The 23,831-nt window shown below is 45.8% G+C and carries 16 protein-coding genes; 11 read left to right on the top strand and 5 right to left on the bottom strand.

Annotation, left to right across the window (positions count from 1 at the left end):
- Positions 1-3: 3 nt before the first annotated feature.
- Positions 4-1,128 carry a redoxin domain-containing protein gene (locus AB4Z08_RS05760; protein WP_441572775.1) on the top strand — a complete coding sequence of 375 codons (1,125 nt, stop codon included), beginning with the start codon at positions 4-6 and terminating at the stop codon, positions 1,126-1,128.
- Between the two features lie 98 nt (positions 1,129-1,226).
- On the opposite strand, the gene AB4Z08_RS05755 is transcribed toward AB4Z08_RS05760, so the two are convergent.
- Positions 1,227-2,012 carry an SDR family oxidoreductase gene (locus AB4Z08_RS05755; RefSeq protein WP_441572774.1) on the bottom strand — a complete coding sequence of 262 codons (786 nt, stop codon included), beginning with the start codon at positions 2,010-2,012 and terminating at the stop codon, positions 1,227-1,229.
- A 193-nt stretch (positions 2,013-2,205) separates the two neighbouring features.
- Positions 2,206-3,327 carry an acyltransferase family protein gene (locus AB4Z08_RS05750; protein WP_441572773.1) on the bottom strand — a complete coding sequence of 374 codons (1,122 nt, stop codon included), beginning with the start codon at positions 3,325-3,327 and terminating at the stop codon, positions 2,206-2,208.
- A gap of 185 nt (positions 3,328-3,512) precedes the next feature.
- Between AB4Z08_RS05750 and AB4Z08_RS05745 the strand changes: the two genes are divergently transcribed.
- Positions 3,513-4,568, top strand: coding sequence for a cellulase family glycosylhydrolase (locus AB4Z08_RS05745; protein WP_441572772.1), 1,056 nt, complete (start codon positions 3,513-3,515; stop codon positions 4,566-4,568).
- A 44-nt stretch (positions 4,569-4,612) separates the two neighbouring features.
- On the opposite strand, the gene AB4Z08_RS05740 is transcribed toward AB4Z08_RS05745, so the two are convergent.
- Both AB4Z08_RS05740 and AB4Z08_RS05735 read right to left on the bottom strand, forming a co-directional pair.
- Complete coding sequence (locus AB4Z08_RS05740; protein ID WP_441572771.1) at positions 4,613-5,443, bottom strand: YitT family protein; 831 nt, start codon at positions 5,441-5,443, stop codon at positions 4,613-4,615.
- 164 nt (positions 5,444-5,607) lie between these two features.
- Positions 5,608-5,862: a hypothetical protein gene (locus tag AB4Z08_RS05735; RefSeq protein ID WP_441572770.1), complete on the bottom strand. Its 255-nt coding sequence runs from the start codon at positions 5,860-5,862 to the stop codon at positions 5,608-5,610.
- Positions 5,863-6,663: 801 nt separating this feature from the next.
- Here AB4Z08_RS05735 and AB4Z08_RS05730 point away from each other — a divergent pair.
- The 6 genes from AB4Z08_RS05730 (at position 6,664) to AB4Z08_RS05705 (ending at position 15,118) form a co-directional block, all read left to right on the top strand.
- Positions 6,664-7,509, top strand: coding sequence for an energy transducer TonB (locus AB4Z08_RS05730; RefSeq protein ID WP_441572769.1), 846 nt, complete (start codon positions 6,664-6,666; stop codon positions 7,507-7,509).
- Between the two features lie 275 nt (positions 7,510-7,784).
- Positions 7,785-10,364, top strand: a complete 2,580-nt coding sequence (locus AB4Z08_RS05725; RefSeq protein ID WP_441572768.1) for a phosphoenolpyruvate carboxylase — start codon at positions 7,785-7,787, stop codon at positions 10,362-10,364.
- Positions 10,365-10,534: 170 nt separating this feature from the next.
- Positions 10,535-11,953: an NADP-dependent phosphogluconate dehydrogenase gene (gndA, locus tag AB4Z08_RS05720; RefSeq protein WP_441572767.1), complete on the top strand. Its 1,419-nt coding sequence runs from the start codon at positions 10,535-10,537 to the stop codon at positions 11,951-11,953.
- 24 nt (positions 11,954-11,977) lie between these two features.
- A complete protein-coding gene (zwf, locus tag AB4Z08_RS05715; protein WP_441572766.1) occupies positions 11,978-13,483 on the top strand; it encodes a glucose-6-phosphate dehydrogenase in 1,506 nt (501 codons plus the stop codon).
- Positions 13,484-13,568: 85 nt separating this feature from the next.
- Positions 13,569-14,294: a 6-phosphogluconolactonase gene (gene pgl / locus AB4Z08_RS05710; RefSeq protein WP_441572765.1), complete on the top strand. Its 726-nt coding sequence runs from the start codon at positions 13,569-13,571 to the stop codon at positions 14,292-14,294.
- A gap of 59 nt (positions 14,295-14,353) precedes the next feature.
- On the top strand, positions 14,354-15,118 hold the full coding sequence (locus AB4Z08_RS05705; RefSeq protein ID WP_441572764.1) for an amidohydrolase family protein: 765 nt from the start codon (positions 14,354-14,356) through the stop codon (positions 15,116-15,118).
- A 111-nt stretch (positions 15,119-15,229) separates the two neighbouring features.
- On the opposite strand, the gene AB4Z08_RS05700 is transcribed toward AB4Z08_RS05705, so the two are convergent.
- Positions 15,230-16,813, bottom strand: coding sequence for an FMN-binding glutamate synthase family protein (locus tag AB4Z08_RS05700; protein WP_441572763.1), 1,584 nt, complete (start codon positions 16,811-16,813; stop codon positions 15,230-15,232).
- A 301-nt stretch (positions 16,814-17,114) separates the two neighbouring features.
- Between AB4Z08_RS05700 and AB4Z08_RS05695 the strand changes: the two genes are divergently transcribed.
- The 3 genes from AB4Z08_RS05695 to AB4Z08_RS05685 all read left to right on the top strand — a co-directional run bounded on the left by AB4Z08_RS05695 (position 17,115) and on the right by AB4Z08_RS05685 (position 23,659).
- Positions 17,115-19,727, top strand: a complete 2,613-nt coding sequence (locus AB4Z08_RS05695) for a family 20 glycosylhydrolase (RefSeq protein ID WP_441572762.1) — start codon at positions 17,115-17,117, stop codon at positions 19,725-19,727.
- A 186-nt stretch (positions 19,728-19,913) separates the two neighbouring features.
- Positions 19,914-22,097: a DUF5916 domain-containing protein gene (locus tag AB4Z08_RS05690; RefSeq protein ID WP_441572761.1), complete on the top strand. Its 2,184-nt coding sequence runs from the start codon at positions 19,914-19,916 to the stop codon at positions 22,095-22,097.
- A 194-nt stretch (positions 22,098-22,291) separates the two neighbouring features.
- On the top strand, positions 22,292-23,659 hold the full coding sequence (locus tag AB4Z08_RS05685; RefSeq protein ID WP_441572760.1) for a peroxiredoxin family protein: 1,368 nt from the start codon (positions 22,292-22,294) through the stop codon (positions 23,657-23,659).
- Positions 23,660-23,831: the final 172 nt, after the last annotated feature.

Here is a 23,831-nt window from a genome sequence, read left to right as displayed (position 1 = left end):
TACATGAAATATATCATTGCAATGGCCTCCCTGCTCACTGCCACCGGAGTGGCCGCTCAGGGGAAATATACCATCAAAGGCACTATCAGCGGTCTTGATAAAGAAACAAAAGTGATGCTCAGTTATCGTATCGATAAAACATCAGTAGAAGATTCTGCGATCACAAAAAACGGCGCTTTTGAAATACATGGAACCATTGGAGAACCGGCTAATGCTACGCTCAAACTCAAAGCCCTGGATGATGATGGCATTTTTTCTATCGAGAAAATGTTGTTTGCCGACAAGCAGGAATTTTTCCTGGAAAAAGGAAATTTCACGGTAATCGGTAACGGTAATATGAGTCATGCGGTGATCAGCGGCGGGGCAGCACAAACAGATTATCTGTTATTACAGCAACAGCTGAAACCTTTTACAGATCCACTGGAGCCGCTAACGGAACAAATGAAGAAGATGTTCCTGAAAAAAAATAATGCAGGTGTGGATTCTATCCGCAAGCTCTCGCAGCCATTGTTTGCAAAAGCACAGGAGGGGGAATTGGCGTTTATCAAAACGCATCCGGCTTCCTTCGTTAGCTGGCACCTGGTAAAGGAACGTGGCGGTATCATTAACCCGGATACTTTCGAACCATTGTTCAATGGTTTGGACGCGCAATTCCGCAATTCAGTGAGAGGGAAGGAGCTGGCTGCCAAGTTGGATATCGCCAAAAAAACGGCCATAGGTCATGCCGCTTTACCATTCACACAGGCCGACACAACCGGGCAGGCCATTACATTGGCATCTCTCAAAGGTAAATACGTGCTGGTAGATTTCTGGGCCAGCTGGTGCGGCCCCTGCAGAGCAGAAAACCCTAATGTGCGTAAAGCCTATGCGGAATACCACCACAAAAACTTTGAGATCATCGCCATTTCGCTGGATGAGAAAAAAGCGCCCTGGATTAAAGCGATTAATGATGATCAGCTGCCATGGCTGCATGTAAGTGACCTGAAGGGCTGGAATAATGAAGTAGCAAAAGCCTATGGTGTTACAGCAGTGCCACAAAATCTGCTACTGGACCCTAACGGCGTTATTATCGCCAAAAACCTGCGGGGGGATAAACTGGGCGCTAAGCTGGCTGAAATATTAAAATAGGGAATTACGAATTATGAATTACGAATTACGGATTTGTGAGGAGAGGTAAACTGGTAGTCTGTTCCATCTCCCCACAAATCCGTAATCCGTAATTCCCTTTACATCACCGGTGTTTTACCACCATCTACTGCGGTGCTGGTACCTGTAATATATGCAGCAGCAGGGGAGGCGAGAAACGCTGCCAGAGCAGCTATTTCGTGGGCTTCTCCAAATCTTTGCATCGGAATTTCTTTCAGCCATTCTGCTTCAATTACCTCCCTGGAAACATTTCTGGCAGCAGCACTGCTGTTGAATAATCCTTCCAGTCTTGCCGTGGAAGTAGAGCCTGGCAGCACATTGTTGACAGTAATACCATGCGGCGCCAGTTCTGTAGCCAGTGTTTTAGACCAGGCAGCAACTGCCCAGCGGGTAGTATTGGATACACCCAGGTTTTTTATCGGTGTTTTTACAGAAGTAGAAATAATATTAATAATGCGGCCATATCCGGCGGCTATCATGCCGGGTACTAAAGCCTGTGCCAATGCCTGGTTACAGAGCAGGTGTTGTGAAAATGCGGCAGTAAAGGCCGCAGCATTGGCTTCTATAATGGGCCCGGCTGCCGGTCCGCCGGTATTATTAATGAGTATATGAACAGGGCCCTGTTTGGCGATATTGGTCGCAACGGCCGTTACCTGCGCTACATCTGAAAAGTCGGCTATCACATAACGGTGTTGTTGTTCATGAGCGGTGCTCAGGGTAGATAGCACCTTTTTTAACCGGTCTTCATTCCTGGCTAATAATATACAGGTGGCGCCCAATAACGCCAGTTCTTCTGCTGTAGCTAATCCTATGCCTTGTGAGCTGCCGCACACCAGCGCTGTTTTTCCTTTCAGTGAGAGGTCCATTGGATATGTTTTGTGTACAATTTAATGAGTTTTTGCCTTACTCAGGATTATACTGATTTTTGTTTTTGTGATTTTGGAAGATGAAAAAAGATTAGGGAAGATATTAGCGAATTTATCCGCTAATATCTTCCCTAATCTTTTTTATCAAAAAAAATAAAATCAGTATAATCCTGAGTAAGACAAAAATTCGCGTCTACACCCGCACGTAAATCTTACGCTTATCCAATATGTACCCTACCAGCCAGCAGGTGAGCATGAAGGCCAGCGAGAAGAGCAGTGACCCGAATTTGCCTGGTGACAGTGGTTGAAAGATCGTATCGTTGATCCATTGATAAAGGGTGGCGCCGCCAATAGTAAACACGCCAAACAGAATGGCCATGATTTCAGATAGCAGGTAAAGGAACAGTGGATTTTTACCGAATACGGTAAAGAAGCCGGTGCCTTTTGTAAAGCCGATAATATCAATCACAAAGATGAGTAAGGATAACAGGAATAGATCTATACTTATTGTTAGCAGTACATAAGAGCTGGTCCAAAGTTTTTTATTAATAGGGAACACGGTATTCCAGGCGTAGGCCAGGGCAAAGAGGATGATGCCGGCCATGATCATGCGCATGAGTCCTGGTTTTGTTCTGCCTTGCCGCTGTACAAATAGTCCGGTATAATAGCCCGCTATTACATTCACTACCGCAGGAATGGTGCTGAGTAAGCCTTCCGGATCAAAGGCAATGCCTTCGCCGTGGTACATGTGGTTATCACCAAGCACCAGTTTGTCGAGCAGTATACCGGCGTTGCCGTTAATGCCGTACTGATCACCAGGTGTACCACAATACCATAGTATGGCCCAGTAGCCCAGCAGGAACAAGGCGCTGACGCCCCATACTACTTTCTTTGAACAGTAATGGATTAACAGGGAGGCAATACCATAACAAAGGGCAATACGTTGCAGTACACCCAGGATGCGGGTATGATCAAAAGGTTTGAATTCTATGCCGTGATCGGTTTGTTGAACAAAAGGAAACCAATACATCAGGTATCCTAGCAGGAAAATTATCAGGGTGCGCTTGAAAATCTTTCCGAGCACCGCTGAATTTCCCAGTTGTTCATACTTTCTCATGCTGAAGCTCATGGCATTGCCTACAGCAAAGAGAAAAGAAGGGAATACGAGGTCGGTGGGAGTCCACCCATGCCAGGAAGCATGATCGAGTGGCCAGTACGTTCCACCTGTACCGCCTGTGTTCACTATGATCATGAAACAAACGGTCATGCCGCGGAATACGTCCAGCGGTAAAAAGCGTTGAGAGCTTTGTGTCATTTCCCTTTAATTATTGGTTGATAAGATGGTAAGGAATGAAAAAAGAGCGTTGAGGCCTACAATATATACATCTAAAAATCAAAATCCAAATATGAAATCTCGAAGAAAAATGTATGAGCGGTCATAATGACTACCCCCGGACGGGAAAATTGACTATTTTTAGATAGCCCCTTAAACCTTGCCCTATGCACAACAAGATGATGGCAGTATGTGGTTTAGCCCTGTTACTCACTGCCTGCAAACAAACACCCACTGATACCTGGTCACCCGAAAAAGCCAACAACTGGTATGCGTCCAAAGGCTGGTTGCGGGGATGCAATTTTATTCCAAGTACGGCAGTCAACCAGCTGGAAATGTGGCAGGCGGCCACTTTTGATTCCACTACCATTGACCGGGAATTGGGATATGCCGAAGGTATTGGCTTGAATTCGATGCGGGTATACCTTCACCACCTGCCCTGGGTGGAAGATGCCGCCGGATTTAAACGGCGCATCCGCACTTACCTCTCTATTGCAGACAGGCACCATATGTCCACTGCCCTGGTGTTTTTTGATGATTGCTGGAATAATGTGTATGATGCCGGTAAGCAACCGCCGCCCATTCCGGGGATACATAATTCCCGCTGGGTACAGGATCCGGGAATTGCCATCTTTACCAGTCCTGCGCTGGCAGATACTTTGGAGAGATATGTAAAAGATATACTCCGCACGTTTGGTAAGGATCCACGGGTACTGCTCTGGGACCTGTATAATGAACCAGGAAGCTTTGGAGCGGGGACTAAAAGTTTACCATTGCTGGAAGAAGTGTTTCGCTGGAGTCGGGAGATAAATCCCACACAACCTTTAACGGTAGGCATCTGGAACCCGGACCTGAAAGTATTGAACGAATTCCAGGAAGAACATTCCGACGTGATTACCTATCATAACTATCTGCCACCAGACATGCATCAGCAGGATATCAACAACCTGCGATCGTTTGCGCGGCCGCTGCTTTGCACCGAATACATGGCCCGTCCGCTGGGCAGTCGTTTTGATAATATTATGCCATTACTGAAAAAGGAAAATATTGGCGCCTATAGCTGGGGATTGGTAGCCGGTAAAACCAATACCATATATGCACAGGGGATGCCGGTGCCGGATGGGAGTGAGCCAGCGCTGTGGTATCATGATATTTTCCGGAAAGACGGAACGCCTTATAATGAGGCAGAAGTGAAAGTAATACGGGAGCTAACAGCGAAATAGGCATTCGGATAGGGTGATGTCCTTATCCGAATGCCGATATATTATTATTTAGAAAATCCTCTTCCTAATACCTCGTGCACTTCGTGGATGACCACAAAGGCTTCGGAATCGGTTTCCTGCACCAGTGATTTCAGGCGCATCAGCTCCTGTTTACCAATGATCACATACAGCACTTCCTTGGGATCGTGTGTATAGGCGCCATGTCCGTGTAATACGGTGGCGCCGCGTTTCATTTCACCGGTAATCTTTTGCGCAATAGCGTCTGTATGGTTGGAGATGATAGTAATTGCACGCTTGGTATTCAACCCATCCACGATATAGTCGACTGTTCTGGCACCTATGTATACAGCAATGAAAGTATACATGGTTTTCTCTATACCAATAATAAAGGAAGATGCCAGTATCACTACGATATCAAAAATAAGCATGGCGTTGCCCAGTGTCCAGCCCAGGTATTTATTGAATAACCGCGCCACAATAGCAGAGCCGCCGGTAGTGCCCCCCGACAAAAATACCAGCCCTATACCTATGCCCACCAGGAGCCCCGCGAAGATAGCAGCCAGTAAAGGATTGGTGGTAACGGGTGTTAGTTTGTTTTCAGTGAGATACAGAAACAGGGAGCAAAAAAAGATGCCCAGTATCGTATATACCATGCTTCGTTTGTCCAGCAGCTTATAGCCGGTAACGATCAGGATGGCGTTAATAATAAGGTTCGTAACTCCTGGTGACCACCCCCAGTAGTAATAAGTCACAATGGTAATACCAATTACGCCCCCCTCGGATAATTTGTTGGGGATAGCCAGGTAGTTGATGCCGACCGCGAAGATCAGGGCACCGGCCACAATGAGTAAAATATTTTTCACATGCTCTTTCATGCCGCAAAAATACGCTTTTGTCCTACTCCCCATCACGGGAGGTATCCCGGGTAAAGAAAAAAAAGTACAAAAAAGTCATTCAATAATTTGGAATTAATAAAACTCGATGTATATTTGTCTACCAATTAAGTAGACTAATAAAATCTACCACTATAAGGGAAGCATCAGGCAAACGCTTCCGGCATCCTTTGATCCACCAGCAAGGTGTTGCTGCCATCATTATTGAAAAAACGTGTAAATAAAAATACACTATGAAAAGGCACACGCTGACTAGTGGAATGCGTTCCCACACGCAAAAAATCGTGGTAAATATCACCTGTTCCCGTTACATTCAAACGGTCCGCTCCTGTTGCAGTAGCTGCTGTTGATGGCAAAATCTTGCGTTCTGTAAGCTGTAAATAGAGTGCCTGGTCTGGCATGCGGGGACGGTATATTGCAAAATTTATTGGTGGTAAATTTATCCGCAACGTACTTACCCGCATCCTCCTGGCATTTTCAATCGGAATCTTAATCATTACCTCTCTCATTGTATTCAATATGAAACTATATAGCCGTTGTTTAATGATGACTTACTTATTGGGTAAGACAGGTCAAACAGCCATGAAAGATAATATAACGTTTACGGATACACGCTTTGTGCTTGTATACGGAACGGAATAGCATTCGTTACTATCCAATGAAATTAAACGATCGACTTCAGTTCAAAGGGGCGTTGCCTCAAACAATTCTGGTGGGTTTTGTTGGTGGCGGCCCCGAAAACTGAAGTATATAAACTGATTTAAGACTGCTTCCCAACCAACCGTTATTAAGACATTCATCCGGGAGCGGTCAGTCTGCACGAAGTAACGTGTATGTCTATACCTTTTTCGGAAAGCCTAATTAAAATAGAAGGAACCACTTGTTTTCAGGTAAGGTCCCCAGTGCCAGCAAGTCCCGACACGTGTCGGGACTTCTATTTTTGGTGTACCCTGTATTATTTGTTTACCTGTTTTATTAATTATCATATATCCATTGACGTTATAATGCCATTTTATTTTTCATTTGCCTTATAGTCATCACTGTTGTTTCCTTGATATATATGGTTGCGCCCTGCTAATCACTGTGGTCCACACGCGCTTATATAATATACACTACAGCGTTCTTCATCTCCCGGAAAAAATATTTTCACAAACCTTATGGAAAGTATTTCACTGTAACATCTAATTAAAAAACAAATTACTATGGACTCAACTAAGATCCCGGGGAATGAATTCCTCGACATTCTCTTCTATGGAAGGAATAAAGATTATGGGGCCTATGAACTCCGCAGTCGTTACGACAAGCGCGTTCGCAATGCAATAATAGGTACCGCTTCTATTATGATTGTAATGATTGGTGGTTACGTGTTGAACAACACATTGATGGCTGCCGGAAATGTACATCCTCCGGTGTTTACTAAGGAGGTCATCAAACTGGATGATATAAAATTACCTGATCCTGACCCGGTAATCCCACCACCAACACCAGTTCAGAATACACCACCACCAGCAGTAGCTGCAGTTAGTTATGTAGAGCCAGAGATTGTTGCCGGAGATGTTGCACCGGAGGAAATGCCTCCACGGATGGCTGATATCGGTAACAAAGCAATCGCTGTTGAAAATAGAGAAGGTGCAGATGGAGACGTCAATAATATAGATCTGGGCACTAGTGACCGTGGTGGAACAGGCGTTGTAAAATCTGAAGCAGTGGCGCCAGATGCAAGCGGCCCTATGTCTTTCGTAGAAATCATGCCGGAGTATCCTGGTGGAGAAACCGCATTGATGAAATATCTTAACAAAAATATGAAGTACCCTCATGTAGCCCAGGAAAATGAAATACAAGGAACCGTTTTTGTTCAGTTTGTGGTGAACCGCGATGGTAGCATCAGCAATGTGAAAACAGTAGGTGCTCCCAAAGGAGGTGGCCTCGAGGACGAAGCAGTGAGGGTAGTTAGCAATATGTCCAAATGGAAACCTGGCAGACAAAACGGACAAAATGTAGCTGTATTCTTTAACCTGCCCATCCGGTTTCTACTCAATCAACAGTAGCCTTTACGCGATCACTATATTATCAACACATTAATTTTTTATTCCTGTTTATCCGGCTTACATCCATTTAACCTTGCGCATTCTAATTCCTGATACCAGTCCCGGCTCACATAAAAGTGGCCGGGATTGGCTTTTTTAGGCCATTTTATTTGATAATATTCAAACTTTCTGTATATATATCAAACAAAAATCAAAAAACTCAAAAATTACCGTAATAATTATTAATTTCACGACCGCTTAGTCTTCTTCTTTAGCACTATAAACGGATAATTAGTATGGAAGCGCCGGTAAATAATTCGCTGCAACAATTCAAAAACCTCGTTGGTACAAAGTTTCAGCTGTATAATAGCCTCTTCACCTCATTGCCTTTCCACCGGGTGGAAAAGACAGGTATCTTCCTGTCCCTGTTCCTGCTTCACTGCGAAGAAGGATATGCCAAGGGCAACAGCCCGCAGGAAATTATGGATTCCTTTTTTCAGCAGTATACTACCTATACCGAAGAAAAACAGCGAACGGACCTGTTATTCCGCTTTGTGCAGTATGCAGAAAGACAAGTCGTATTATTCGATGCGCTCGAAGATGCAGCCTTCCGGAATATCCGCGACCTGCAGGGCGCCGGCACCCTGCGTCACCTGCAATCAGAAGTAATACAGGAACAGGCCCAGGAACAGCTGACAGAGAAACTGAAAGACTTTTCCGTACGACTTGTACTTACCGCGCATCCTACCCAGTTTTATCCGAGTGAGGTATTAGGTATTATCAACGACCTGTCTAAAGCCCTCATCGATGAAAATACCAGCCAGGTAAATATGTACCTGCAGCAGCTGGGTAAAACACCTTTCTTCAAAAAAGAAAAACCCACGCCGTATGATGAAGCTATCAGCCTGGTGTGGTTCCTCGAAAATATATTTTACCAGTCAGCCGGCCGTATCCTCTCTTCTATCCGGGCACAGTTTCCCGGTGCGATCAGCAGCGATAACTCCCTGATCCGTATGGGCTTCTGGCCTGGTGGTGACCGGGATGGTAACCCGTTTGTAAAAGCGCCTACCACCCTGGAAGTGGCTGCAGCACTGCGTTCTTCCGTGATGAAATGCTATTTCCGCGAAGTACGTAACCTGCGCCGCCGCCTTACCTTTAAAGGCGTAGAAAATGTAGTGGCTGCACTGGAATCAAAATTATCCCGTAATCTCTTTATTCCCGGTCATAAGGCGGATATCAGCCGCCAGGAAATCCTGGATACGTTGTCGGATATACGCCGTACCATCATCGCCGATCACAACGGCCTGTTTGTACATCTCGTGGAAAACCTGATCAGCAAAGTAGAGATCTTCGGATTGTTCTTTGCCTCACTGGATATACGCCAGGACAGCTCAGTACACGAAGCTGTGCTGGAAGCAGTAGCCACTAAAACCGATGCCTTACCAGGGAACTATACTTCGCTGGACGAGAACGCAAAGATCGATGCGCTGCTAAATATTCCAGCAGCAATAGATCCGATGGTGCTGGAAAATCCACTGCACCAGGATACGCTGCAAACCATTGCCGGCATCAAAGAAATACAGGCTGCCAACGGGGAGGAAGGATGTAACCGTTATATTATCAGTCATAGTACCAGCGTACTCAATGTGATGGAAGTATACGGTATGTTCCTGCTCAGCGGCTGGAAGAAGGAAGAAATCACAGTAGACATTGTGCCGTTGTTTGAAACGATCGATGACCTTCGGCATGCCGGACAGGTGATGAAGCTGCTGTATGAAAATAAAGAATATCGTGAGCACCTGCGTCGCCGCCAGTGTAAACAAACCATTATGCTGGGCTTCTCAGATGGTACCAAAGATGGTGGTTACCTGATGGCCAACTGGAGCATCTACAAAGCAAAAGAGGAACTGACCAAAATTTCCAAAGACTATGGTATCAGCGTGGTGTTCTTCGATGGCAGGGGAGGTCCTCCGGCACGTGGTGGTGGAAAAACGCATCAGTTTTATGCCTCCATGGGTAGAAATATTGCCAATAAAGAAATTCAGCAAACCATTCAGGGTCAAACCATCAGCTCCAACTTTGGCACCGTGGATGCGGCACAATTCAATATGGAACAACTGATTCATGCCGGTATCAGCAATGAATTGTTTTCCTCCCGTGATGTAACCCTGAGCAAAGCAGAAGAAGACCTGTTGCAACTACTGGCGGATGAAGGATATAAGTCTTATAACAAATTAAAAACACATCCGCACTTCCTGGCGTACCTGGATCATGCCAGTCCGCTGCGTTACTATGCGGAAGCGAATATCGGCAGCCGCCCGAGCAAACGCAATGCCTCTGCCAAACTCAATCTCAATGACCTGAGGGCAGTACCTTATGTAGGCGCGTGGAGTCAGCTGAAACAAAATGTACCTGGGTATTACGGCGTGGGCAGTGCACTGGAGCAGTTGGATAAACAAGGTAAATGGGATGATATCGCCGCCCTGTACAAACATTCACTGTTTTTCAGAACCTTGCTGGATAACTGTGAAATGGCGATGAAGAAAAGCTATTTCCCGCTGACGGCTTATCTGGCCCAGCATCCGCAATACGGAGAAGTGTGGCAGATGATCAATAGTGAATTTGAACTCGCAAAAAAATACCTGCTCCGGCTCACCAATGAGTCTGAACTGATGGGAGGCAGCCCTATTGACCTGCTTTCTATTCAGATGAGGGAAAGGATTGTGTTGCCTTTGCTCACTACGCAGCAGTATGCGCTTACCCGCATCCGTGAGTTGGATTCACATGCCGACAACGGTCATGGCAGAGAAACCTACGAAAAGCTCATCATGCGTTGTTCTTTCGGTATTATTAACGCGGGCAGAAACTCCGCTTAGAAGGAATTACGAATTAGGAATTACGAATTACGGATTTGTGGGAAGATAGTAAATGCGAAGGTCATCCGCTATTATCTTCCCACAAATCCGTAATTCGTAATTCCTAATTCGTAATTCTTATTTCGTAATTCTTCCATACTTTTACACCTCCTTAAGTAACTTCTCTATATATGGCAAACAGCTTATATGACTTTGGAATGATTGGCCTCGGCGTAATGGGTAGAAACCTGTTGCTGAATATGGCAGATCATGGCTTTTCCGTTATCGGCTTTGATAAAGACGCTGCCAAGAACAGCGCACTGGAAGCAGCCGCTACCCCCGGTACTACTGTTAAAGGCGTAGCAGAGCTGGCCACTATGGTACAGTTGCTGGAACGTCCCCGCAAATTGATGATGCTGGTACCAGCGGGTCAACCGGTAGATGACGTAATCGCATCCCTGTTGCCGCTGCTGGAGCAGGGCGACGTGGTGATAGATGGTGGTAACTCCCACTACACCGACACTTTGCGCCGTGTGCAGGAACTCCGTCCGAAAGGTATCCATTTTATGGGTATGGGTGTTTCCGGTGGTGAGCAGGGTGCCCGTACAGGCCCCAGCATTATGCCTGGAGGCGATCTCGATGCATATGCCAAGGTGAAACCTATGCTGGAAGCAATTGCTGCCAAGGTAAAGGATGTTCCCTGCGTAGCATATCTTGGTAAAGAAGGCGCCGGCCACTATGTAAAAATGGTACACAATGGTATTGAATATGCCATCATGCAACTGATCAGTGAAAGCTATGCCTTGTTACAAAAAGGCGCCGGACTGAACAACGACCAGTTACATGAAGTGTTCAAAAGCTGGAACCAGGGTGCTTTACAGTCTTTCCTCGTAGAAATTACTGCAGATATTTTCCTGCAGGACGACGATAAAACAGACAAACGCCTGGTAGATGTGATTTCCGATAAAGCAGGTTCCAAAGGTACCGGCAAATGGACTTCACAGGATGCGATGGAACTCCCGGTAGCAGTACCTGTTATTGATACAGCGGTAGCCATGCGTACGCTCTCTGGTTATAAAGAGCAGCGTTTACAGGCCGAGGCGTTGTACAAAGCACCGGAAAATACCCTGCACGTTCCTGCTGAAATGTGGATCAAACAGGTGCATGATGCCCTGTATTTCGCTACCATCCTGAGCTATGCACAGGGATTGGCGATGCTGCGTGAAGCATCTGCTGATCTGAAAATGGAAATTCCATTACCGGAAGTGGTGAAAGTATGGAGAGGCGGATGTATCATCCGTTCTACCCTGCTGGAAGTATTTACACAAGCCTACCAGAAAAATGCTGACCTGGGAAATATCCTGCTGGATGAAGGCGTAGCTTACCTGGTACAGTCAGTAGAAAGCAACACCCGCAGTGTAGTATCACAGGCTGCCGCCGCAGGTGTGGCAGTGGGTGGCTTTATGTCTGCACTGTCTTATTTCGATGCTTTCCGTACCGGTCGTATGCCTACTAACCTGATACAGGCACAACGCGATTATTTTGGTGCGCATACTTATCAGCGTATTGATATGCCTGGCACTTTTCACACAGAGTGGCAGCAACACTAAAAATGTTCATCTTTAATTAAAATTATGCAGATCCATAAACGCCCTCCTGCTTCCATCCTTTTTATATTCGGAGGCAGTGGCGATTTAAACTACCGGAAACTAACGCCTGCGTTATACAATCTTTTTTTAGATGAGTGGATGCCTGAGCAGTTTGCAATTGCAGGTTTAGGCCGTAGCCCTTACAGCAACGAAGATTATAATAAACATTTGTTGGAAGGGATCAGTAAGTTTTCCCGTCGGAAGGGCGAGCAGAATGGTCACTGGAAAGACTTCAGCAACCATGTTACTTATCTGCAGATGGATGCAGAAGATCCTGCTTCCTATAGCAAAATCACCGATTTTGTTACAGCCAAAGAAGCAGAATGGGGTGTACATCCTACTGTCATCTTTTATCTGGCAGTAGCACCACAACTGGTACCTAATATTGCTACCCGTTTGGGTGAGCTGAACCTGTGCACGGATAAACACTGCACCCGCATTGTGGTGGAAAAGCCTTTCGGTCATGACCTGCAAAGTGCACATGAACTGAACGAACTGCTGTCAAAGAAATTTACGGAAGAACAGATTTATCGTATAGATCACTATCTCGGTAAAGAAACGATTCAGAATATTCTGGCTTTCCGCTTTGCGAACGCTTTGTTTGAACCCGTATGGAACCGCAACTACATTGATAACATCCAGATCACTGCTGCTGAAAGCGTAGGCCTGGAAGGTCGTGGCGGTTACTACGAAAGGGCAGGAGCCCTGCGTGATATGGTGCAGAATCATATCCTGCAGATCATGTGTATTCTGGCTATGGAAGCACCGGTATCTTTTGATGCCAATGAAGTGCGTAACAAAAAAGTGGATGTATTGAATGCCATCCGCCGTATCACACCGGATAAGGTGCATGAGCATGCGGTACGTGGCCAGTATTCTGCCGGCTGGATGAAAGGGGATAAAGTGCCCGGCTACCGCGAGGAGAAAGGCGTGGATCCCAAATCCAACATTGATACCTACGCAGCTGTTAAGTTTTATATCGACAACTGGCGCTGGCAGGGCGTTCCGATCTATGTACGTACCGGAAAATACCTGCACCAGAAAGCCACCAATATCATTATCACCTTTAAGGAGGCACCTCCTTATTCCTTCCCGATGGAAGCTGCACAAACATGGCGCCCTAACAGGCTCACCATCAGCATCCAGCCGGAAATGGATATACGGATCCGCTTCCAGGCAAAACGCCCGGGACAAACCATGACACTGGACCCGGTAGATATGACCTTTAACTACGATGCCGCCAATGGCGAACATGCACCGGAAGCATATGAAACACTGCTGCTGGACGTAATGGAAGGTGATGCTACCCTGTTCATGCGCGGTGACCAGGTAGATGCCGCCTGGAAAGTGATTATGCCTATCCTGGAAACATGGGAAAACCGCACCCCGCAGGACTTCCCGAACTATGCACCAGATTCATGGGGCCCCGATGATGCAGATGCACTCGTTGCCCGTGATGGTCATACCTGGATTAATTTACCTACTAAATAAAGAATTACGAATTACGGATTACGAATTACGGATATCCGCGAAGGCCCGTAATTCGTAATTTGTAATTTGTAATTCCATTCTTCTTATGGAACTACACATCGCCAAAGATCCTGCACAACTGAGTGAAAACGTAGCTGCATGGATCAGCAACTACATACTGGAAGTATTACAAACACAGGAGCGTTTTACCTTCGTATTATCCGGAGGCAGTACCCCTAAACAATTATATAGCCTGCTGGCCAAAGCCCCTTATAACATGGTTATTCCATGGGAAAAAATACATTTTTTCTGGGGAGATGAAAGAGATGTACCCTTTGAAGATGAACGCAATAATGCCCGTATGGCCTACCTGGAGCTGCTGGATAAAGTAGGGGTTAATCCTGAAAATATCCACGTGATGCGCACAGATATTGGTCCGGAAGCATCTGCGGAGGAGTATGAAAAAGTCCTGAAATCATATTTTGGAAAAGAAGATACCACTTTTGACCTGGTATTACTGGGTATGGGAGATGATGGACATACCCTGTCCCTGTTTCCCGGTACGCCAGTAGTAAAGGAGCAAAAAGCCTGGGTAAAAGCATTTTTCCTGGAAGCGCAGAATATGTACCGTATTACTTTAACTGCACCGGTAGTCAACAGGGCTGCCTGCGTAGTATTTCTCACCACCGGCGCCAATAAGGCCATTACATTGAAAAATGTGATTGAAGGCACTTTTGATGCAGAGAAATTCCCTTCCCAGCTCATCAGACCGGAAGAAGGTGAATTACACTGGTTTGTGGACGAAGCAGCTGCCGGTGCGATGGAGATTTAGGTGCTTTCTCCTTTCAGCTATTTTCTGTAGCTTGTGACTGTAACAACAACGATGAGATTATGTTTGATAAGCCCGTATTTGACGCACACCTGCATATCATTGATCACCGGTTCCCATTGCAGCCTAACGAAGGGTATTTGCCAGCAGATTTTTCTGTTGCAGATTATCAGCAACAGGTAGGACCGTTGAATATACAAGGTGGTGCAGTGGTATCAGGTTCCTTCCAGGGATTTGATCAGGTGTATTTGCTGGAAGCACTGAAGCAGCTGGGACCCGGTTATGTTGGCGTTACACAGATACCAGCCAGTACAACCGATGAGGAAATTATTGCCCTCCATAACGCGGGCATACGTGCCGTCAGGTTTAATGTGCAACGCGGAGGTTCTGAAAGTGTAAAATTCCTGGAACAATTGGGACTACGTGTATATGATCTCGTGAAATGGCATGTGGAATTATATGTGGACTCCCGCCAGCTACCCGGATTATCTACCACACTGCATAAATTACCTGCAGTAGTGATTGATCACCTGGGGTTGTCCAAAGCAGGACTCAAATATTTATTGCCTCTGGTAGAAAAAGGAGCCAGGGTGAAAGCTACTGGCTTCAGCCGCTGTGATTTTGATGTGCTAACGGCCATGCGCCAGATAACCGCTATCAATGCCGGTGCACTGTTATTTGGTACAGATCTGCCTTCTACCAGAGCTCCGCGACCATTCGCCGCAACAGACCTGCAATTGATCCTCAACAATTTTCCAACGGATATTGCAGCAAAAATATGCAGGGAAAATGCATTAGCACTATATAAACCTGTAGGAAAGAATTAAGAATTACGAATTACGGCTTTGTGAGTAGATAACATCGGATAATATCCGCGTTTACTTTCTACTCACAAAGCCGTAATTCGTAATTCTTAATTCGTAATTCTTAATTCCTCTCTATCCCCAGTTATCAATCCCCACTGTTTCCAGTTCTTTTTTCAGATGTTCCGGCATTTGCCCGTTTAATAAAGCCCCTGGCGCTGTACTCGGATAAATTTCTTCGAAAGTTTTCACCTGGTTCATAAACACGCGACGGAAAATATGCCGCCTTGTAATATCATGCGGGTCCCGTAAACCGGCTGCACCAGCCAGTTCTATGGCACTCTCAATGGTGTCGCGGTGATAGTTGGCCACGCGGTGTTTTTTATCGTCTACTACCAGCCCGGCGGATAACCATTTGTCCTGGGTAGCTACGCCGGTAGGGCATTTATTGGTATTGCATACCAATGCCTGGATACATCCCAGTGCCATCATCATGGCGCGGGCACTGTTGCAGGTATCGGCGCCCAGCGCCATGGCGCGGAGCATATGATAGCCCGTCAGTATTTTGCCGGAGGCAATGATTTTCATATGATGACGGATATTAAAACCCGTCAGCGTATCATGCACAAAGGAGAGTCCATCCATCAACGGCATACCCACAGAATTGGAGAATTCGGGCGGCGCCGCACCTGTACCACCTTCTCCACCATCTACCGTAATAAAATCCGGATAGATATCTGTTTCTACCATCGCTTTGCAGATGGCGTAAAACTCCCGCGGTTGGCCTATACATAATTTAAAGCCAACAGGTTTACCCTTGCTCAGTTCCCGCAGGCGCTGTATAAACAGCATCATTTCCCGCGGACTGCCGAATGCTTTATGATAAGGAGGAGAGAATACTGTTGTATAAGGTTTTACATGGCGGATTTCTGCAATCTCCGGCGTGTTTTTGGCGGCTGGTAATATACCACCATGGCCGGGTTTGGCGCCCTGGGAAATTTTCAGTTCTATCATTTTTATTTGTGGCAGTGCGCTTTTTTCTGCAAAAAGACTATCAGAAAAATTACCATCTTCTTCCCGGCACCCAAAATAACCGGTACCTATCTGCCAGATAATGTCACCACCCTGCTTCAGGTGAAAATCACTGATCCCCCCTTCACCGGTGTTATGTGCAAAGTTCCCGATCTTAGCGCCGCCATTTAAGGCCTGTACGGCGTTGGAACTAAGCGATCCGTAACTCATAGCGCTTACATTCAGGATACTGCCGGAATAAGGCTGTTTACAGTCTTTCCCGCCAAATGTTACGCGCGGGTCCTTCTCCAGGTTATCAAAATTCTGTGGCTGAATAGAATGCGCCATCCACTCATAACCTTCTGCATACACATTGAACTGGGTACCAAAGGGCTGGGAATCCAGTTCCCGCTTGGCCCGCTGGTAAATGGTGGAACGATCTACCCGGTTGATCGGGCTGCCATCTATATCACTCTCTACAAAATACTGGTAAATTTTGGGGCGCAATGCTTCCATCCAGTAACGCGCACGGCCTACTACCGGGTAGTTGCGGATAATGGCATGTTTCGTTTGAAGCATATCCAGTATCCCCATTATTACAATAGGTACTACAAGGATCAATAGCCAGAATACCCAGGGAAAAAATAAGCCTAAGCCAATAACAATAGCTAAGCTCACACATGAAAATCCGATAAATGCTTTAACCATGGAACGAGATTTTTGTAATTTTTTAATGCTCCCCGCGAAGGGAGATCGTTGAATACTTCCTTATCTATTATTATGCATTGTCCTATAAAACTAATTAACGCACGTCAGATAAATTTGTTAAATCTGTTTTATTTCGGAGGCCGGATGGTGATTATTTATCGCCGTATCCCCAAACCCGCACGCCAACTTTCCTTTCTCTCCGTTTATCCCAAAAATCCCGTTGATCAAATTAATCAACTGCTAGTTTTTAAATTATTTTATTATCTTTCAAAATAAGCCAATTCTCTAATCAATCCACAACATGAAAAGATACAATTATCTGGGTAAGTTGATAGCAACGGGTATGCTCCTGTTCAGTACTGTAGCAGTCGTACTGGCACAACAATCCCCCTATGATGTTTCACGTCTGAAAACCAGCTGGGAAGTGGTGGAAAACCACTACCAGGGGCAGGACAACTTCCTGTCGGCCTTTACTTTTGTAAATACCACCAACAAGCCCTTTCCAGCTAAAGGATGGCAACTGTATTTCAATTTTGTAAGGATGGTAACACCAGGTGAATTGCCTGGTCATGTGAAAGTAGAACATATTAACGGTGACCTGTACCGTTTTACACCAGCTGATGGCTTTAATGGTATTGCTCCCGGCGACTCCCTCAAACTGGGAATCACCGGAGATGCCTGGGCCGTGAATTTTACAGATGCTCCGGCAGGTTTGTACCTCGTTTGGGATGCACAGCCGGAAAAAGGTGTACCGATTAAAGATTATAGTATTCGTCCTTCTACCACCGCCAAACAGTTGATGCGCTATCCCGGCGACAAAACAGCGGTAGTAACCCCCACGGATATATTTAAGCAGAATGCCGCAGTAAAAGATATTCCGGTGGCGCAGTTGCCGCTGGTATTTCCAACCCCGGTATCTTATACCGCTACTGGCAACAACCTGGTGCTGGATGCATTTCCTGTTATTAAAGCAGATCCGCAGCTTTCCGCAAGTGCCAATGTGCTGAAAGAAGAATTACAGCTGTTGTTAGGTAAACGTGCGCAAGGCAATGTACCCGTTGAATTTACCTATGATGCTGCATTGGCTGGTAAAACAGAAGGGTATAGCCTGAAGGTAAGTCCCCAGGGTATCGTTATTAAAGCAGCCACCGAGGCAGGCGCTTTCTATGCCATTCAATCACTGAAAACACTGGTCGCACCTGCTGCCTGGTCGGGAGTACAAAAATCAATCAGCATTCCCGGTGTAGAAGTAACGGATGAACCCCGTTTCGGTTATCGTGCTTTTATGATTGACGTAGCCCGCAACTTCCACAACAAACGTGATATGTTACGCATACTGGACCTGATGGCCCTGTATAAATTAAATATTTTACACTTCCACTTCAGCGATGATGAAGGCTGGCGTGTTGAAATCCCTTCATTGCCGGAGTTAACGACAGTAGGCGCCAAACGCGGACATAGCACCGACTGGAAAAATATGCTGCCACCATCTTACGGCTCTGGTCCTGACACAAGTAATGCAGCCGGCACCGGCTATTTCAGCCGCAACGATTTTATCGAAATTCTCCGGTATGCAACGGCCAGGCATATACGCGTATTACCTGAAATAGAAAGTCCGGGTCACGCGCGTGCTGCCGTGAAATCAATGGAATCCCGCTACTACCGCCTCAAAGCAGCCGGTAAGGATCAGGAAGCCAGCGAATATTTACTCACTGATCTGCAGGATAAATCTGATTATCACTCTGTACAATATTGGAACGATAACGTGATGAACGTCGCATTACCTTCTACTTATCATTTCCTCGATAAAGTAGTGGAAGAACTGCAGGCCATGTATAAAGAAGCAGGAGCGCCGCTCTCCGCTGTGCATATGGGTGGTGACGAAGTTCCCGGTGGTGTGTTTGAAAAATCTCCCGCTTGTATTGCATTGATGCAACAGGATAAATCGCTTACCAGCGTAAATGATCTCTGGTATTATTACTACCGTAAAGTAAATGATCTGGTAAAAGCACGTGGCTTAACGGTAGCCGGATGGGAAGAAGCAGGTATGCGTAAAACTTCTCTGAACGGAGAGGCACAAAGTATTCCTAATCCGGATTTTGTGAATGATAATTTTCAGTTGAACGTGTGGAATAATGTGATCGGTGGTGGCCAGGAAGATTTATCATACCGGCTTGCAAACGCAGGCTACAAGGTGATCCTGTCTGGTGTGAGTAATTTTTATTTTGACATGGCTTACATGAAATCTTTTGATGAACCAGGTTTCTACTGGGGTGGTTTTGTAGATGTGGATAAGCCGTTTTATTTCATTCCGTTCGACTACTACAAAAATTCAAAAGTAGATGGTAGAGGGAATCCGGTAACAGCGGAACTGTTTGTAGGTAAAGACCGTTTAACTGGTTTTGGCGCCTCCAATATTCCGGGTATACAAGGGTTGCTGTGGAGTGAAACCGTTACCAGCTCTGATCGCATGGAATACATGATGCTGCCTAAATTACTGGGCCTTGCAGAACGTGCATGGGCGCAGGATCCAGCCTGGGCTACTGAAAAAGATCCGGCTAAGGCAGATGCGTTATATGCACAGGCATGGAGCGTATTCAGCAATGTAATGGGTAAACGTGAAATGCCTCGCCTGGATTACTACGATGGAGGCTTTAACTGGCGTATTCCTACTGCAGGTGCTGCTGTAGAAAATGGGGTAGTTACCGCTAATGTACAAATGCCCGGTCTGCAGATCAGATACACTACTAACGGTGAAGAGCCTACGTTTAAAAGCCCGCTGTATACTGCACCAGTGTCCGCAGGTGGAAAAGTGGTAAAACTGAAGGTATTCAGTACACGTGGCCGCAGCAGCAGAACTACTACTGTAAAGGTTCCTGTGGCAGATACACAAATGAAAAATAATAAGTTGTAAAATAGCTTTTAGCCATTAGCTTTTAGAAAAAATGCAGCGAGTATGAAACAGTATATTAGTTCATATTCGCTGCATTTTTTCTAAAAGCTAAAAGCTAATGGCTAAAAGCTGTTTCCCCATTCATCCCTTTTTTACTTCCTCTTTTTTCAATTTTTGTATTTTGTTTGTTCAACCCATAACGACCTGATGTTTCGTATCATTCCACTAGTATTTTGTTGTAGCCTGTTTGGTGTCGCTGTAATGGCGCAAAAGAAAAATGAATCGTATCAATTGCAGATGCGTAAGGCTGTTTCACCTGTAAAGATAGATGGCGTAATAGATGAGGCGGCCTGGCAACAGGCAGATGTGACGCAGCAGTTTCATATGGTATTGCCTATGGATACCAGTTTAGCCAGACTTCGCACAGATGTACGGATGACATATGATGACAGGAATATTTACCTGCTGGTGGAAAATTATACCACCGGGGAGGGGCCTTATATGGTAGAGTCGTTGAGAAGAGATTTTGCTTTTCTGAAGAATGATAATTTCCTGTTGTTCATGGATCCGTTTGATGACCAGACCAATGGTTTTTCATTTGGCGCAAACGCTGCCGGTGCACAATGGGATGGGTTAATGTATGACGGGGGGAAAGTGGATCTGAGCTGGGATAATAAATGGACTTCTGTGGTGAAAAATTATCCGGATAAATGGGTATTTGAAGCGGCTATTCCTTTTAAAACCATCCGTTATAAAAAAGGGATTACCAAATGGGGTATTAACTTTAGCCGCAATGACCTGCAAACAACGGAGAAGTCGGCCTGGGCACCGGTACCAAGGCAGTTTGCCACTGCATCGCTGGCATATACAGGGAGTCTCGTTTGGGATGCAGCTCCGCCGGAAGCAGGCGCCAATGTATCACTGATTCCTTATTTATTGGGAGGGATCTCCAGGGATTATGATAAAGGGACCAAAGAAAAATATCGCCGGGATGCGGGGCTGGATGCTAAAGTAGCAGTCACCTCTTCCCTGAATCTGGATTTAACGGTAAACCCGGATTTTTCGCAGGTAGATGTAGACAAGCAGGTGACCAACCTCGATCGCTTTGAGTTATTCTATCCGGAGAAGCGGCAGTTCTTCCTCGAAAACGGGGATCAGTTTTCTAATTTCGGTTATTCCACCATTCGCCCTTTTTTCTCCAGGCGTATCGGTCTGGGGGGCGTGCCTATTCATTTTGGCGCCCGTTTGAGTGGAAAGATCAATAAGGACTGGCGGCTGGGCATCATGAATATGCAAACAGGTAAACAGGAAGAAACCGGGTTGCCGGCACAGAATTTTACCGTAGCCGCCTTGCAGCGCCGGGTATTTTCCCGTTCCAACCTGGGATTCATTTTTATTAATAAGGAATCTGTTAACTATGATCCGGCGAAGGTAACCGATCATCCGGTGTACAACAGGTACAACCGGAACATGGGCCTGGAATATAACCTGGCTTCTTCCAATAACTTCTGGACCGGAAAGGCGATGTTCCTGAAGTCATATAGTCCGAATAAAACCGGCCATGATATAGCCCATGCGGCCAACCTGCAATATACCAGTAAGGAATGGAATATTGGCTGGCAGCATGAGTATGTAGGGCGTAATTACAATGCAGAAGTGGGCTATGTGCCCCGGCAGGGTTATGTGAAAATAGCGCCTCAGATCACTCACTTGTTTTTCCCTTTATCCGGCAAGGTGCTGAGTCATGGACCGCAGGTAACCAGTACCTGGTTTTTTGATGAGAAAAATCTTCACCGTACGGATAATGAAACCATCCTTAACTATGGGATCGTATTTCGCAAGCGGAATACCCTGAATGTATGGGCTTCCAACACCTATATTAAATTATTGCAGCCGTTTGACCCTACCAATACCGGGAAGGATAGTCTGTTAACCGGCTCGCAGCATAACTGGAATACGGTGGGGGCGGATTATGTATCCAAGCCTCAGCGTTTGTTTACCTATGCATTATCTGCCCGTTATGGCGGGTATTATGCAGATGGTACGAGGTTGATGACCAACACCGAGTTGGGGTATCGTTTTCAGCCCTACGTAAGTATTGCGCTCAGTGCGAATTACAATTATATTAGCCTGCCTAAACCCTGGGGCACGAATTCTTTTTGGCTGGTGGGTCCCCGCTTGGATGTGACCATGACCAACACCTTATTTTTTACCGGCTTTATGCAATACAATGGGCAGCAGAAAAATATGAACCTGAATACCCGCTTCCAATGGCGTTATAGGCCTGCCTCCGACCTTTTTATTGTATATACCGACAACTATCTGCCTGAGCCTTTTTACGTAAGAAACAGGGCGTTGGTACTAAAACTGGTGTACTGGTTTAATATTTAAATCCGCTTTTGTATTAACAGTTAAGAAACGATTAACACTTCTGTATTTTATTCCTGCTAACATTGCACCACTAAATTGGTGTATCAAACGGCAATACCCGTTAAAATATATATTAAGTTTTCATTTACTATCGTTGTGAATATTATCTCCCTGTGGTCTTTACCATGGGGATTTTACCATTTAAAATCCTTTTTATGCGTCCTCTTATACCCGGGCAGCTACTGCGTATATGCTGCGTATTCATATTGCTGGCAGGATCCGCTGCAGCACAAACCTCCGCCGTTATTACGGGGAGGGTAACAGATCGTCCGGTACGAAATGTATCGCTGGCTTACTGGTATGATCCGGGTATTTCCCCGGCACTTACGCAGGATACCTTATTAAAACAGGATTCCTTTTATTTCCGTTTGCCACTGTCTGCCGGCAAGCAGGTATTTTTTTATGCAGATGCCGGAAGCGGATACCAGTTTTATGGACTGGTCCGGGAGGGAGACAGTATACATATAAACATGCGGGGAGATAGTTTATCATTTACCGGCAAGGGAGCGGTGGTTTGCCGGGCGATGTATGCTGCGGGGAGAGAACAGGCAGCTGTAGCTATTCCGGCGAAGGCGACTGCGCAGACACTGGCCGCGGCATACCAGCAGCAACTGTTGAAGGGCAGCCAGGTATTGGCTGTTTACCGGGATAGCCTGACTGCCATGACCTGGTCTTTGGTGAATGCGCATGTGCAGGGAGAAGCCGGGGCGAGGTTGGTAAGTACGTTGTGGAAATTGCCGCCTGCGCCGGATAGTACCATGGAGGAGCGGCAGGTGCGTTTTTATCAGCGGGAAATTTTGCCCGCACTTCCGCAGATAATACCTTCAGATACTACGGCGATGGCTATACGTTTTTTAAGTTATCTGCTGCAGAAAGCGGAGGCAGATTATTTTATACAACATCGTTTCGAATGCAATAACAGGGCTATCTATGAATGGATTAAAACGCATTATAGTGGCCGTTTCCGGGATAAATTGCTGGCGCATGCACTTACCCTGGGTTTTGCTGCCGGTAATCAGGCAGAAGAACAGGAGTGGTGTGTGCGGGACTATCTCTCGATGGCACAGGATGACGCCTGCAAACAGGCTATAGGAAAGATTTATGGACGATCCAGGAAAGGAATCAGTAAAGGGAGTGTAGCACCTGCTTTTAGTTTTCCGGACCAGCAGGGGAAGCTGGTAAGTCTGCAACAATTCAGCGGAAAAGTAGTGCTACTGCACTTCTATAACAGCACGGATTCACTGGTGAAGATACTTTCCGAAGTGAAAACATGCTTTAATGAAGGGACGGTTTCGTTTGTGAATATCTGCTGTAATGGTAGCACTGTAAAGGATTTGCCAGGATGGTTGTTATATGCGGATGAGCAGCATCAGGAGGTATTAACGCAATATAATATCAGTAAATATCCATCGTTGATTATAGTGGGGAAGAATGGAAAAATATATGCTACCAGGCCGCCGGATCCCGCAGCAGATCACGGTACAGCCCTTGCCAACATTATCTATGAAGCATTGCTGCAGTAAGCATTTATTTTATACTATTCAACCAATAAAACGAAGGCGCCTACGTTTAATATCCGTACGCAGCTAAACCGCATCAGCGCCATTGTTCCGCAGCTAATTTTTGAAAAACCCGTTTAAACCAGTTTGTTAATATTTACATTTAAATATATATATGCGAATACTGGTTTAATCA

The organism is Chitinophaga sp. RAB17 (assembly GCF_052114225.1).
In the GTDB taxonomy this organism is placed as follows: domain Bacteria; phylum Bacteroidota; class Bacteroidia; order Chitinophagales; family Chitinophagaceae; genus Chitinophaga.
Note: the sequence above shows the minus strand (reverse complement) of the source record. Positions and strands in the feature narration are given on the sequence as shown.